This window comes from Ectothiorhodospira shaposhnikovii (genome assembly GCF_022227765.1).
Lineage (GTDB): Bacteria > Pseudomonadota > Gammaproteobacteria > Ectothiorhodospirales > Ectothiorhodospiraceae > Ectothiorhodospira.
In genome coordinates this window covers 212,929-225,081 of record NZ_JAJMLZ010000006.1, presented here as the reverse complement: position 1 = coordinate 225,081, position 12,153 = coordinate 212,929, and the positions used below count along the sequence as shown (strand labels likewise).

Here is a 12,153-nt window from a genome sequence, read left to right as displayed (position 1 = left end):
TCCGGGTCAGAGGCGGTGACTCAGATCCTGCAGGGCAAACCCCATCAGGGGCATCTCCACCCCCCGGCCCAGGGCCATGACCTGAAACCGTTCCCCCATCTCTCCCGGCAGGGTGAGCATGCGCACCTGGGAGGCCAGCGTCAGTTGGGTCTTGAGATCCTCGGAGCAACGGGCCTGAAAGGCCGCCTCCAGTCCCGTGCCGAACAGAAACCAGGCCTGGCTGGTGTAGCCCAGCAGGGACAGATCCGCCGCGGCACCGGCCTCGGCCACCGCCGAGAAGTCCACGTTGGCGGTGATGTCCATCAACCCCGGCCACAGCAAGGGGTGCTCCAGCATGCGATGGCGGTAATGGGCGATCAGGGTGCCCTGACGCCGCTCGGCACTGTAATACTCCCGTCGGGGATAACCGTAGTCCACCAGCAGCAGCACCCCGGCCGCCATGGCCCCGGACACCGCCGCCAGCCAGGGGGCCAGCCCCGGGTTGAATTCCGACAGATACCCCTCCCCCCAGGACTCGTCCACCCCCTGGTACAGTGACCTCACCTGCCGCGCCAGCCGGGCATCGGCGGGCCGGTCGGCCCATTCCAGACCCGAGGCCGACACCTGCACCCCCCGGCTCAGCACCCCGTCCTTGCGCCAGACGAACAGCTCCACCGGCATGGCGTCGAGCACCTCGTTGGCCAGCATCACCCCCCGGAAGCCGGCGGGCTCGGGCATGGCATCCAGCCAGCGGACCCGGCTCGACAATGCCCGCGGCAAGGTGGACAGGGCGGCCTGCTGACGCTCCCGCAAATCCGGACTGGTCTCCAGGATCAGATAACGGTCCGGCAGTGCATCCATCCCGGCCAGGGTGTCCAGCACCCGGGCCGCCAACCGGCCGGTACCGGCCCCGAACTCCAGGATCTCCCCACCCCCCAGGGCGTCCAGTACCTGGGCGCACTGACGGGCCATGCAATCACCGAACAGGGGGGAGATCTCCGGCGCGGTGACAAAGTCCCCGGCCGCGCCCAGCTTGTGGCTGCCCGCCGCGTAATAACCCAGGCCGGGGGCGTACAGGGCCAGTTCCATGTAGCGATGAAAAGACAGCCAGTTCCCGGTGGCGCGACTCTCGTGCCGCATCCTCTGCAACAGGCGCTCACTCAGGGCCAGGGCCTCGGGCGCGGGTGAAGGCAGTCGGGAATCCTTGGTCAGCGGCATCGTCGAAGCTTTTGATAAAGTCGGACAGGAGGGTTAGGTTAACTTAACCCGACCACGAGAGGGGCCACACGGATACCGCGGCCGCCCCCTCATGGCGCCGGATCATCACACAGGCAGAAGGAAGCAGCGTGGAACAAGAGACACCGTCACTTCAAGGCAAAACCGTGTTCATCACTGGCGGCGCCCGGCGCATCGGCGCCTGCATGGCGCGCCGCCTGCACGCCCAGGGCATGAATCTGGTCATCCATTATCGGCGTTCCAGCGACGATGCCCTCGCCCTTCAAAAGGCGCTGGAAGCCCGGCGGCCGAACTCCGTGAGACTGGTGGGGGGAGAATTGCTGAAACCGGGCGCACCGGAGCGACTGGCCCGGGAGGCGGTTGCGGCCTTCGGTGGCCTGGACGTGCTGATCAACAATGCCTCCACCTTCTACCCCACCCCGCTGGGCGGCATCACCGAGGCCCAGTGGGACGATCTCATGGGCACCAACCTGAAGGCCCCCCTGTTCCTGTCCCAGGCCCTGGCGCCGGCCCTGACGGAGCGGGGCGGCTGCATCATCAACATCGTCGACATCCATGCCCTGCGCCCGCTCAAGGACTATCCGGTGTACTGCGCAGCCAAGGCCGGACTCTGGCTGCTCACCCAGTCGCTGGCGCGGGAACTGGGACCCCGGGTTCGGGTGAACGGGATTGCACCGGGAGCGATCCTGTGGCCCGAGGCGGAGGAAAACGCGGCCAGCCATGAGGAGATGATCCAGCGCACCGCCCTCAAGCGGGAAGGCGGCCCGGACGACATCGCCCGCACCGCCCTGTTCCTGATCCGTGACGCGGATTACATCACCGGGCAGGTGATCGCGGTGGACGGCGGACGCACCACGGCGCAATAGGTCGCCGGTGGGTGGCGGCTACCAGGGAAAATCCACCGGCCTTAGCCACTGATCGGGATCATCGAACCCGGCCCAGAGCACCGCCATGGTCTGCTTCAATATCGGGTGCTCCAGATCAGGGGCCAGGTCCGCCAACGGTCTGAGCACGAAAGCATGGCGGGTGATTTCCCGCCGGGGCAGGTGCAGACGCCCGGATTCCAGAATGCAGTCCCCCAGCAGCAGAAGATCCAGATCCAGGGTGCGGTCCGAATAGGGATCTCCGCCCCGCTGACGACCATACCGATCCTCGATGGCCTTGAAGCAGGCCACCAGAGACGCCGGTGGCAATGGGGTATCCACCGCCGCCGCCAGGTTATAGAACGCACGCCCGGCAAATCCGACGGACCCCGTCTCATACACCGGAGAAACGTCCACCGGGCCGAAGGCGGTCCCGAGTTCATCCACCGCGGCCCTGACATGGCGCTCTCGATCCACATTGGTACCGATACTGATGTAAGCCCGACGCCGCATCAGTTCCGCGCACCCCGCTCGATGGTGACGCCCACTTCCGAGGCCCCCCGCACCGCCCCGGGCTTGCCCAGGGTGAGCCGGAGCCAGGGCACGGAAAATTCCCTCATGATCATCCCGGCGATATCCTCGGCCATGGCCTCCACCAGCCGGCGTTGATTGCCTTCCACCAGTTCGATCACCCGCTTGGCCACTTCCTTGTAATTCAGCACATCCTCGATGTGGTCACTGTGCGCGCCCTTGCGGATATCGCAGCCCAGTTCCAGGTCCAGACGCACGGTCTGCTGGATGCTTTGTTCCCAGTCGAAGATGCCGACCGTGGTTTTGACCCTGAGGTCGCGAATGTAGACGATATCCATGGGAGGCGACTATAAAGGCATGCCGGGGCACAGGGAAGGGACCCGCCTTCAGGCTTGAGACTTCCCCCCCCTTCTGCTATCGTTCCCGGCTTTATTCAAATCAGCCTGGTTTTTCCGGAGAATATCCAATGGCCCGAGTCTGTCAAATTACGGGTAAGCGTCCAGTGTCTGGGTTCAACGTATCCCACGCCCACAACAAGACCAAGCGTCGCTTCCTTCCCAATCTGCATGAACACCGCTTCTGGGTCGAGAGCGAAAATCGCTTCGTCAAGCTCCGGACCAGCAGCAAGGGCATGCGCATCATTGACAAGAAGGGGATCGATGCGGTCCTCGCCGAGCTGCGCGCCCGCGGCGAAAAGGTCTAAGGAGACGCAACCATGGCAAAAGGTGTTCGCGAAAAGATCCGCCTGGTGTCCAGCGCCGGAACCGGCCACTTCTACACCACCACCAAGAACAAGCGCAACATGCCCGACAAGATGGAGATCAAGAAGTTTGATCCCGTCGTGCGCCAGCACGTGATGTACAAGGAAGCCAAGATCAAGTAGTACCCGGCACGACCTGGCTGATGGCCTCGCCCCGGCGAGGTCCTGTGCACGAGGCCCGACTGTCGGGCCTCGTGCACTTTCCTATTCTTCCGGACGCTCGCCCAACCGCTCCACCGCCTCCCGGGCCCAGACCTGCATCACACGGCCCCAGCGATCCGCCGTGGCCGGATCCAGGTCCAGATGGGTGTAGCGCCCGCCGTCCCTGATCAGGACCCGCAACAGGGGCACACCGGACTCGTGCAGCACCTGCCGCAGTTCGATCACCTCCCCCATGGGGGCCGGAATCTGTTCCAAGGCGACCTACCCCACGTTCACCGGGATACGACGCCCCACCCGGACCGAAAGGCGCGGCAGCTCGATGCGCAGCACCCCATGCTCGTAGGAAGCCCTGGCCTGATCCGTTTCCACCGGGCCAGGCAGGGGAATGGCCCGTTCAAAACGGCCGTAGGCGCACTCGGCGATGTGGTAGCGCCCGTGGGTATGCTCCTTCTGCACGCTCTTCTCGCCGCGGATCACCAAATGGTCGTCGATCACCTGAATGTCGAAGGCGGCCTTGTCCATGCCCGGGGCCTCCAGGCGCACCACCACCTTGTCGTCGTCGTCGAATACCTCGGCGGCCATGACCCCCCAGCCCACGCTGCGGGCCATGAGTTCATGCTCGTCCCGATCTTCGGCCTCCCCTCCCCGACTGCCGCGCTCCCCGACACTGAAGCGGGTAATGGCACCGGCGGCGCGACCGTAGAGCCGTTGCCACCCCTCCAGCAGACTGTCCCAGGCCTCACTCATACCCTGACGTAACTGACGCAGACTGGACATGTCCTTCTCCTCCTCGGTTGATTCGCCTTCTCCTCTGACGGGAGCAGGGCTTGTGGTGTCTTTTAGAACAGAATCACGACCGCTGCATCCATAACGGCACACGCCGAAACACATCCCGGGGCCGAAAATGGTAAAGTTCCCGGATGCCTTGCAAGTTGCCTGTTCCAGGGCCTCATGCGCACACCCGCCGGATCGTGTCGGACGGCGTCGACACGAGCACCCCGGGTATCCGCGCGGGCCTTTTCATGGAATTCATGATACGACGAAGCCGGATGATCCGATAACATAGCTCCATGGCGCAAAACCCCCTTTCCAGACCCCTGACCATTCGTTTCCAGCACGAAGCGCAAGTTCCGCCGCAGGACCCCTGCCGCCTTGCCCTGATCCGCTTCGGCCGGGAAAACCGCGCGGACCCCGCACGCCCCATGGAACTGACCGTGGCCCTCCCCCCCCTGGTCGAGCCCGTACCACCGGAGCTGTGGCTGGCGGATGAACCGGTTGCCGCCGGTTTCGAGGACGGCGTGGGCTACAGCCGGACCGACAAGGTCCTGTTCGGGTGGATCCTGCTGAACGAAGCGGATTTCAACCACGACATGAACCAGGCCGCCGAGCATGCCTATGACCGCCTGCTGGCCTTTCACCGCGGCCGGGGCTTTCCCCACCTGCTGCGGATCTGGAACTACTTCCCGAACCTGCATCAGGAAGCGGAAGGACTGGATCGCTACCAGGCCTTCTGCCTGGGACGGCACCGCGCCCTGGAACGGGTACCGCTGACGGAAGGGGAGCTGCCCGCGGCCACCGCCATCGGCACCACGGCACCGGGCCTACTGGTCTATTTCCTGGCGGGGCGCGAGCCAGGGGTCCAGATCGAGAACCCTCGCCAGGTGAGCGCCTTCCATTACCCGCGCCGCTACGGGCCCAAAAGCCCCTCCTTCTCCCGCGCCACCCTCAAGCGCTGGCCCGACCGGGCCCATCTTTACATCTCCGGCACCGCCAGCATCGTCGGTCACGAGACCCTGCACACGGATGTCCTCACCCAGCTGGACGAGATCATCGAAAACCTGCGCGCGCTGATCCGCTCGGCCGGCGAGGACATCAGCAACCGGGTCGGCGACCCGGGCGACCTGTCCATGCTCAAGGTCTACGTCCGCCACGCGGAAGATACCGCTGCCATCAAGGCCCGCCTGGAGGCGACCCTGGGCGACCGAGCGCCGGCCGTCTACCTGCGCGGCGACATTTGCCGGGATGACCTGCTGGTGGAGATCGAAGGCCTGTATGCCTGAACTGCCGGAGGTGGAAACCACCCGGCGCGGGATCGAGCCCCACCTCACCGGTCGCCGGATCACCGGAGTGGTCGTGCGCCAGCCCCGCCTGCGCTGGCCGATACCGGACAGTCTCCCACGGCAGATCCTTGAGCGACGTATCCACGGCGTGGACCGACGCGGCAAGTACCTGCTGCTGGATTGCGGCGACATCACCCTGCTCGTGCACCTGGGCATGTCCGGCAGCCTTCGCATCGTCGAGAATGACAGCCCTCCCCGTCTCCATGACCATGTGGATCTGGCGCTGGACTCGGGCAAGACCCTGCGCCTCCATGACCCCCGTCGTTTCGGCGCGCTGCTCTGCTTCGATCCCCGGGAAGGTCCCCACCCCCTGCTGGCGGAACTGGGGCCGGAACCCCTGGGGGATCAGTTTGACGGCGACTACCTCCACCGGCAAACGCGCCGGCGTCGAACCGCCATCAAGAGCCTGATCATGGACAGCCATGTGGTGGTGGGGGTGGGCAACATCTATGCCTCCGAATCCCTGTTCCTGGCGGGCATCCGTCCCCGTCGGGCCGCGGGGCGGATCACCCGGGCCGAGGCCTTCAGACTGGTGGAGGCGATCCGTGCCGTGCTGACGGCATCCATTGAACAGGGAGGCACCACGCTCAGGGACTTCGTGCACGAGGACGGCAGCCACGGCTATTTCAGCCAGCAGTTGCGGGTCTATGGCCGGGCGGGGCTACCCTGCCTGCGTTGCGGCACGGCAATTCGGCAGGTGGTGGTGGGACAGCGATCGACGTTCTACTGCCCGCACTGTCAGGAGCGCTGAGCACGCCCCGGCGCCCGGGGAAGAAAAGGCAATGACAGGGCAAGGATGATGCGTGGATACGACGCGGATACGACAAGGGGACCCGAGGGGTCCCCTTGTCGTATCAAGGAACTTCCGGCTTGATCAAGCTGCGCCGGTGATGCGCTTGAACTTGGCCATGAGTTCGTCCTGAGTCTCCTGGTTGTCCGGGTCCAGGGGAATGCAGTCCACCGGGCAGACCTCCACGCACTGGGGTGCATCAAAGTGGCCCACGCACTCGGTGCACAGCGCCGGGTCGATCACGTAGATCTCATCGCCCGGGGAAATCGCGCCGTTGGGGCACTCCGGCTCACACACGTCGCAGTTGATGCATTCATCGGTAATCATCAGGGCCATAATGCACTTTCCTCTTCAAACTCAATCACATGTAGTTATATATGGCGTTCAGCGCTTGACCGCACAGTTTAGCGCAAGCGATCAATCAACGCAGCCTTGACGCTATCGGCAACGAAGTGTGAAACATCGCCGCCCAGCATGGCAACTTCCCGCACCAGACTTGAGGATATGAAGGCATATTCCTCCGCCGGCGTCAGGAACACGGTCTCCAGGTCCGGGGACAGGTGACGGTTCATGCTGGCCAGCTGGAATTCGTGCTCGAAATCGGACACGGCACGCAATCCCCGCAGCAGAACCCGCGAATCGTTGGCGGCGGCGAACTCCGCCAGCAGGCCGGAAAAGCCCTTCACTTCCACCTTGTCGCCCATGTCCGCCAGTACGGTGCGCGCCAGCGCCACCCGCTCATCCAGGGTAAAAACCGGCCGTTTGCTGGGATTGGCCGCCACCGCCACCAGCACCCTGTCGAACATCCGGCAGGCACGACGCACGATATCGGCATGGCCGTTGGTAATGGGATCGAAAGTCCCGGGATAAACGACGGTCACAGTCATGGGTTGGGATTCCGGAATATTGGCGCGGGCGTTTCGGGGAGGGAGATGATAACAGGATGTTACGGCAATAGAAGTTTCCGATGTTATCCGCGACGGGACTCCCTCGCCTCGGCCACCCGCCGCCCCCGCGTCTCGTCCAGCCTCAGGGCCGCCAGCAGCGCCAGCCCGAACAACAGGGCGCAGAACAGAATCGACAGATGCAGCCCGAACAGGACCTGTAGAAACCCCAGCCCCAGCAGGCCGACAATGGCCGCCAGCTTGCCGGAGAGCCCCCAGAAACCGAAGAATTCCGCCGCCCGCGACCGGGGCGACAGCACCCCCACCAAGGCACGCCCCGCCGACTGGGTGGAACCCAGGCACAGTCCCGCCACACTCCCCACCACTAGGAAGACATACTGGGCTTCAAAGTCAAGAAAACGCCCCAGCCAGGGCGTGGCGAAGATCAGGGTCACGGCGACGACCCAAAGACTCAGGGTAGCCACATAGGTGCGCCGGGCCCCCACCCGGTCCTGCAGAAACCCGAAGGCCAGCGCACCGGCCGCCGCCGTGAGCTGGACGGTGATGAACATCCAGACCCGGACCTTTTCATCCCACTGGATCACTTGGGCGCCATAGATGAAGGTAAAGGAAATGATGATGTAGATACCGGCCATGGCGAAGAATACCGACACCATGAGGATGGTGAGATCGCGGTAATGGGCCAGATCCCCGAGCGTCGCCCTCACCCGCCGAAAGCCGATACCCACGTACTGACGCAACCCCGGCAGACGCCTGGCCCGTCCCCGTTCCCGCAGCCACAGGAAGGTGGGAATGGCCGCCACCAGGAAGAACACGGCGGCAAATGGCCCCACCCAGCGGATACGCTCGAAGTTTTCCTCGCTGACCTCGCCCAGGGCCACCAGGGCGAAGGCGGTGGCCACCAGTCCGCCCACATAGCCTAGCGCCCAGCCAAACCCCGAGATCCAGCCCAGTTCCTCGCGAGGCCCCAGCTCCGGCAGGAAACTGGCGATGAAGGATTCGCCGATGGCATAGGCAAAATTGGATACCACGATCAGCGCCATGCCCAGCCAGATGTAACCGGGCGCGACGAAATACAGCAGGGAGGTGGAGACCACGGTGAGCACATAACTGGCGAACAAAAAGCGCTTGCGGGCGGCGGAAAAGTCCATGATGGCCCCCGCCACCGGCCCGGACAGCACCACCAGCAGATAACTGACCGCCAGGGCGATACTCCACAGCAGGTTGCCGAGCCGGTAGTCCGAATGGGCATCCCCCACGATCACCCGGGTGAACAGGTCCCCGAAGATCACCGTGATGATCAGCAGGGTATAGGCCTGATTGGCGAAGTCGAACATCGCCCAGCCGAAGATTTCCTTGGATGAGGCCCGTTTCATGGGGTGAGGGGACCCTGGCGGACACGAGGCCCGGGAAGCCTGTCATATTAACGCATCAGCGCCTCGACCGCCTCGCCCCGACCTGAAACATTCCCCTGGTTGACCTGGCGGTTGCGGGGGCAGGACAATGAAATCGTGTCCACATTCACATCACCACGAGGCTTCTCCATGACCCGACACCCCCTGATCAGACGCCTGCTGACCCTGCTGTGCATCTTGTCGCTGCTGGCCGCCGTCACCAGCCCCCTTCATGCCGGCATGGTGGGAACCGATCGTCTGATCCAGACGGAACAGGGACTGGTGGACCGGGCGCAACTGCTCTCCAGCCTGGAACGGGCGGATGTACAACAGCAACTGGCGCGCCTGGGAGTCAGCAACGAAGAAGCCGCCGAGCGCATCGCCCGCATGACCGACGAGGAGGTACGCCAGCTCAATGAGCGACTGGAGGAACTGCCGGCCGGGGCCGCCAGCGTCCTGGGCGTGGTGGTGCTCATTTTCATCGTCTTCATCATCACCGATGCCATCGGCGCCACGGACGTGTTCCCCTTCGTCCGCCCGGTGAATTGATTCCCGCCACCGGCCATCCGTGCCGGAGCCACGGGGGGGCTTGGGTGCTCCCCGTGGCCCTGCTGATCATCCTGACCGGCCTGCTGCTCTCGGGTTGTGCCACCCGGTTGCAGGCCCCCGCCCTGCTCGGCGATCCACCCGGCGACCTGCCCCGGCAGGTGGAGCTGGAAGATACCCCGTTTCATCCCCAGGATCTCTATCAGTGCGGTCCCGCCGCCCTGGCCACGGTGCTCAATGTCCAGGGCATCGAGATCACGCCGCAAGCGCTGGTGAGCGAGATCTATCTGCCCGCACGCCAGGGCAGCCTGCAGACTGAGATGCTGGCGGCCACACGGGCCAGGGAGCTGGTGGCATGGCCGCTGCCGCCCCGCATGGATGCCCTGCTACGGGAGCTGGCGGCCGGGCATCCGGTGGTGGTGTTTCAGAATCTGGGACTGAACCTGGCGCCCTACTGGCACTATGCCGTGGTCATCGGTTACGACCTGGACGAGGGCATCGTGATACTGCGCTCGGGCACCATCGAACGCCATGTGAATACCCTGCGCCGCTTCGAGCGCACCTGGCGCCGCGCCGGATACTGGGCCTTTCTGGCTCAGCCACCGGATCGGCTTCCCGCCACCGCCACGCCACTGAGCTGGCTGCGGGCCGCGAATGACCTGGAGCGTACCGGCCGACTGGAAGCCGCCGCCGGGGCCTATCTCACCGCCACCCGGGCCTGGCCCGAACATCCGGTGGGCTGGATCGGCTTGGGCAATGCCCGCTATGCCCAGGGGGATCTGGAGGGCGCGGAACGGGCCCTGAGGGCACTTGTCACCCGCGATCCGACCTCCCACGCGGGCTGGAACAACCTGGCCCACGTGCTGCATGCCCTCGGTTGCGGGCCGGCGGCCCAGGAGGCCGCGGCATGCGCCCTGCGACTGGCACCCGGTGAGCCACTCTACCGGCGGACCCGGGACACGGTGGCACGGCCCCACCCCGCGCCCTCCGGGGAATGCGCCCCGTCACCGGCCACGGACCTTCGCTGCCCACACTGACCGCCCCCCACAAGGCTCAGGCGGCAACCCCGGCCCCATACCAGAGCACGGCAAAGTAGTGGCAGACCGTCCCGGCCACCACGAACAGATGCCAGATGAAATGCCCGTAGGGCAGACGATGGTCCAGGGCATAGAACACCACACCGCCGGTATAGGCCAGGCCGCCGGCCACCAGCCAGATCAGCCCCGCCGGCGCCATCAACTGATAGAGCGGCACGATGGCGATCAGCACCAGCCAGCCCATGAGCAGGTACAGCCCGGTGGACAGGACGGGGTGAGACAGGCCATTGAGGGACTTGAGAAACACCCCCAGGGCCGCCAACCCCCACACCAGACCGAACAGGGTCCAGCCCCAGGGACCACTAAGCACACCCAGGGTGAAGGGTGTGTAGGTCCCGGCAATCAGCAGATAGATGGCCGAATGGTCCAGGATCTTGAACACCCGCTTGCCCTGCCCCTGGGGCAAGGCGTGATAGAGGGTGGAGGCCAGATACAGCAATGCCATGGTGGCGGAAAAGATGCTGACGCCGACAATAAATCCCGGACTGCCGATGCGCACCGCTTCCATCAGTAGAAACGGCATGCCCACCAACGCCGCCGCCAGGGCCACCCCGTGGCTGATACTGTTGGCGATCTCCTCGCCCAGAGACTGATGGCGGTCACGGCCCGCCACTGCACACGCTGTACTGGTCATGACAACGATACCCCGTGTCTTGATGGTTGCAGAGCTATTCTTTTAGCAGGAAATCGGCAATCTTTCGATCAAACGAATCTCATTTCAGACCATCAGATCCGTGGAGGTTCGCAATCACCGGTCCGGATCACTATCATGTCAGCCCATCCGGACAGGGATTCATCCCCGTTCACCCCCCGTCATCCAGAGGAGTTCCAATGTCTGCCTTGATCTGCGGTTCCTATGCATTTGACACCATCATGGTCTTCCCCGACCGGTTCAAGAACCACATCCTCCCGGACAAGGTGCACATGATCAACGTCTCCTTCCTGGTACCGGACATGCGCCGGGAGTTCGGCGGCTGCGCGGGCAACATTGCCTACAACCTCAAACTGCTGGGGGGTGATCCCCTGCCCATGGCGACGGTGGGCGCGGATTTCGAGCCCTACGCCCAGTGGATGGATGAATGCGACATCTCCCGCCGGCACATCCGCATGATTCCCGAACACTACACCGGCCAGGCCTTCATCACCACCGACCAGGACGACAATCAGATCACCGCCTTTCACCCCGGCGCCATGAATGACGCTCACCTCAACAAGGTCAGCGACGCCGAGGGCGTCACCCTGGGTATCGTCTCTCCCGACGGCCGGGACGGCATGATCCAGCATGCGGAACAGTTTGCCGAAGCCGGCATTCCCTTCATTTTCGATCCGGGCCAGGGCATGCCCATGTTCGACGGGGTGGATCTGCGCCGGTTCGTCAAACAGGCTACCTACGTGACCCTGAACGACTACGAGGCCCAGCTGATGAGTGAGCGCACCGGCTGGAACCCCGAGGAGCTGGCGGCCCAGGTGGAGGCCCTGATCATCACCAAGGGCGGGGAAGGCTCGGTGATCTACACCGGCGGCAAGACCCTGCGCATCCCGGCCGCGCCCATCGCCCGGATCAAGGATCCCACCGGGTGTGGCGATGCCTACCGGGCCGGCCTGCTGTGGGGATTGATGAATGGCCTGGACTGGGAAACCACGGGTCGGGTGGCGGCGGTGATGGGCGCCATCAAGATCGAACACACCGGACCGCAGAACCATCGTCCGAGCCTTGAAGACATCAAGGCCCGGTTCAAGGACGCCTTCGGACGGGAGATGTGACGCCGC

The 12,153-nt window shown here is 64.5% G+C and carries 17 protein-coding genes; 8 read left to right on the top strand and 9 right to left on the bottom strand.

The window, feature by feature from the left end; genetic code table 11:
* Positions 1–6: 6 nt before the first annotated feature.
* Complete coding sequence (locus tag LQD11_RS10130) at positions 7–1,197, bottom strand: class I SAM-dependent methyltransferase (RefSeq protein ID WP_238617433.1); 1,191 nt, start codon at positions 1,195–1,197, stop codon at positions 7–9.
* 128 nt (positions 1,198–1,325) lie between these two features.
* Between LQD11_RS10130 and LQD11_RS10125 the strand changes: the two genes are divergently transcribed.
* Positions 1,326–2,081, top strand: coding sequence for a pteridine reductase (locus LQD11_RS10125; protein WP_338081485.1), 756 nt, complete (start codon positions 1,326–1,328; stop codon positions 2,079–2,081).
* A gap of 18 nt (positions 2,082–2,099) precedes the next feature.
* On the opposite strand, the gene folK is transcribed toward LQD11_RS10125, so the two are convergent.
* Together folK and folB are read right to left on the bottom strand one after the other, a co-directional pair.
* The gene (gene folK, locus LQD11_RS10120; RefSeq protein ID WP_238617432.1) at positions 2,100–2,591 is read right to left on the bottom strand and encodes a 2-amino-4-hydroxy-6-hydroxymethyldihydropteridine diphosphokinase; all 492 of its coding nucleotides are present in this window, start codon (positions 2,589–2,591) and stop codon (positions 2,100–2,102) included.
* A complete protein-coding gene (gene folB, locus LQD11_RS10115; protein ID WP_008931020.1) occupies positions 2,591–2,947 on the bottom strand; it encodes a dihydroneopterin aldolase in 357 nt (118 codons plus the stop codon). The genes folK and folB overlap by 1 nt, the downstream gene beginning before the upstream one ends.
* Before the next feature lie 128 nt (positions 2,948–3,075).
* Here folB and rpmB point away from each other — a divergent pair, with 128 nt between their 5' ends.
* Positions 3,076–3,312, top strand: coding sequence for a 50S ribosomal protein L28 (gene rpmB, locus LQD11_RS10110; RefSeq protein ID WP_008931019.1), 237 nt, complete (start codon positions 3,076–3,078; stop codon positions 3,310–3,312).
* A 12-nt stretch (positions 3,313–3,324) separates the two neighbouring features.
* Positions 3,325–3,492, top strand: a complete 168-nt coding sequence (gene rpmG / locus LQD11_RS10105; RefSeq protein WP_008931018.1) for a 50S ribosomal protein L33 — start codon at positions 3,325–3,327, stop codon at positions 3,490–3,492.
* Positions 3,493–3,573: 81 nt separating this feature from the next.
* Here rpmG and LQD11_RS10100 read toward each other — a convergent pair whose 3' ends face one another.
* Both LQD11_RS10100 and LQD11_RS10095 read right to left on the bottom strand, forming a co-directional pair.
* Entirely contained in the window at positions 3,574–3,786 is a 213-nt protein-coding gene (locus tag LQD11_RS10100; protein WP_238617431.1) for a DUF6967 family protein, read from the bottom strand.
* Positions 3,787–3,792: 6 nt separating this feature from the next.
* A complete protein-coding gene (locus tag LQD11_RS10095; protein WP_238617430.1) occupies positions 3,793–4,308 on the bottom strand; it encodes an Hsp20/alpha crystallin family protein in 516 nt (171 codons plus the stop codon).
* 293 nt (positions 4,309–4,601) lie between these two features.
* On the opposite strand from LQD11_RS10095, the gene LQD11_RS10090 reads away from it, so the two are divergent.
* Together LQD11_RS10090 and mutM are read left to right on the top strand one after the other, a co-directional pair.
* Positions 4,602–5,591 carry a chorismate transformation FkbO/Hyg5 family protein gene (locus LQD11_RS10090; protein WP_238617429.1) on the top strand — a complete coding sequence of 330 codons (990 nt, stop codon included), beginning with the start codon at positions 4,602–4,604 and terminating at the stop codon, positions 5,589–5,591.
* Entirely contained in the window at positions 5,584–6,402 is an 819-nt protein-coding gene (mutM, locus tag LQD11_RS10085) for a bifunctional DNA-formamidopyrimidine glycosylase/DNA-(apurinic or apyrimidinic site) lyase (RefSeq protein WP_008931014.1), read from the top strand. Before LQD11_RS10090 ends, mutM begins: the two co-directional genes overlap by 8 nt.
* Positions 6,403–6,525: 123 nt before the next feature.
* Here mutM and LQD11_RS10080 read toward each other — a convergent pair whose 3' ends face one another.
* From LQD11_RS10080 to LQD11_RS10070, 3 genes are all read right to left on the bottom strand, one after another.
* Positions 6,526–6,777 (bottom strand): YfhL family 4Fe-4S dicluster ferredoxin, encoded by a 252-nt coding sequence (locus tag LQD11_RS10080; RefSeq protein WP_008931013.1) that lies wholly within the window; start codon positions 6,775–6,777, stop codon positions 6,526–6,528.
* Positions 6,778–6,845: 68 nt separating this feature from the next.
* Positions 6,846–7,328, bottom strand: coding sequence for a pantetheine-phosphate adenylyltransferase (coaD, locus tag LQD11_RS10075; RefSeq protein ID WP_238617428.1), 483 nt, complete (start codon positions 7,326–7,328; stop codon positions 6,846–6,848).
* Positions 7,329–7,411: 83 nt separating this feature from the next.
* The gene (locus tag LQD11_RS10070) at positions 7,412–8,722 is read right to left on the bottom strand and encodes an MFS transporter (RefSeq protein WP_238617427.1); all 1,311 of its coding nucleotides are present in this window, start codon (positions 8,720–8,722) and stop codon (positions 7,412–7,414) included.
* A 168-nt stretch (positions 8,723–8,890) separates the two neighbouring features.
* Between LQD11_RS10070 and LQD11_RS10065 the strand changes: the two genes are divergently transcribed.
* The gene (locus LQD11_RS10065; RefSeq protein WP_008931010.1) at positions 8,891–9,289 is read left to right on the top strand and encodes a DUF6627 family protein; all 399 of its coding nucleotides are present in this window, start codon (positions 8,891–8,893) and stop codon (positions 9,287–9,289) included.
* 44 nt (positions 9,290–9,333) lie between these two features.
* On the top strand, positions 9,334–10,323 hold the full coding sequence (locus LQD11_RS10060; RefSeq protein WP_238617426.1) for a PA2778 family cysteine peptidase: 990 nt from the start codon (positions 9,334–9,336) through the stop codon (positions 10,321–10,323).
* 16 nt (positions 10,324–10,339) lie between these two features.
* Here LQD11_RS10060 and trhA read toward each other — a convergent pair whose 3' ends face one another.
* Positions 10,340–11,017 carry a PAQR family membrane homeostasis protein TrhA gene (gene trhA / locus LQD11_RS10055; RefSeq protein ID WP_238617425.1) on the bottom strand — a complete coding sequence of 226 codons (678 nt, stop codon included), beginning with the start codon at positions 11,015–11,017 and terminating at the stop codon, positions 10,340–10,342.
* A 197-nt stretch (positions 11,018–11,214) separates the two neighbouring features.
* Here trhA and LQD11_RS10050 point away from each other — a divergent pair, with 197 nt between their 5' ends.
* The gene (locus LQD11_RS10050; RefSeq protein ID WP_238617424.1) at positions 11,215–12,147 is read left to right on the top strand and encodes a carbohydrate kinase family protein; all 933 of its coding nucleotides are present in this window, start codon (positions 11,215–11,217) and stop codon (positions 12,145–12,147) included.
* The last annotated feature ends 6 nt before the right edge of the window (positions 12,148–12,153 follow it).

What these genes read in the sequence shown, in the direction of transcription:
- LQD11_RS10080 (WP_008931013.1), bottom strand. Translation starts at nt 6,777, where the DNA reads ATGGCCCTGATGATTACCGATGAATGCATCAACTGCGACGTGTGTGAG.
- rpmG (WP_008931018.1), top strand. Translation starts at nt 3,325, where the DNA reads ATGGCAAAAGGTGTTCGCGAAAAGATCCGCCTGGTGTCCAGCGCCGGA.
- LQD11_RS10095 (WP_238617430.1), bottom strand. Translation starts at nt 4,308, where the DNA reads ATGTCCAGTCTGCGTCAGTTACGTCAGGGTATGAGTGAGGCCTGGGAC.
- mutM (WP_008931014.1), top strand. Translation starts at nt 5,584, where the DNA reads ATGCCTGAACTGCCGGAGGTGGAAACCACCCGGCGCGGGATCGAGCCC.
- LQD11_RS10090 (WP_238617429.1), top strand. Translation starts at nt 4,602, where the DNA reads ATGGCGCAAAACCCCCTTTCCAGACCCCTGACCATTCGTTTCCAGCAC.
- LQD11_RS10130 (WP_238617433.1), bottom strand. Translation starts at nt 1,197, where the DNA reads ATGCCGCTGACCAAGGATTCCCGACTGCCTTCACCCGCGCCCGAGGCC.
- trhA (WP_238617425.1), bottom strand. Translation starts at nt 11,017, where the DNA reads ATGACCAGTACAGCGTGTGCAGTGGCGGGCCGTGACCGCCATCAGTCT.
- LQD11_RS10050 (WP_238617424.1), top strand. Translation starts at nt 11,215, where the DNA reads ATGTCTGCCTTGATCTGCGGTTCCTATGCATTTGACACCATCATGGTC.
- coaD (WP_238617428.1), bottom strand. Translation starts at nt 7,328, where the DNA reads ATGACTGTGACCGTCGTTTATCCCGGGACTTTCGATCCCATTACCAAC.
- folK (WP_238617432.1), bottom strand. Translation starts at nt 2,591, where the DNA reads ATGCGGCGTCGGGCTTACATCAGTATCGGTACCAATGTGGATCGAGAG.
- folB (WP_008931020.1), bottom strand. Translation starts at nt 2,947, where the DNA reads ATGGATATCGTCTACATTCGCGACCTCAGGGTCAAAACCACGGTCGGC.
- LQD11_RS10070 (WP_238617427.1), bottom strand. Translation starts at nt 8,722, where the DNA reads ATGAAACGGGCCTCATCCAAGGAAATCTTCGGCTGGGCGATGTTCGAC.
- LQD11_RS10065 (WP_008931010.1), top strand. Translation starts at nt 8,891, where the DNA reads ATGACCCGACACCCCCTGATCAGACGCCTGCTGACCCTGCTGTGCATC.
- rpmB (WP_008931019.1), top strand. Translation starts at nt 3,076, where the DNA reads ATGGCCCGAGTCTGTCAAATTACGGGTAAGCGTCCAGTGTCTGGGTTC.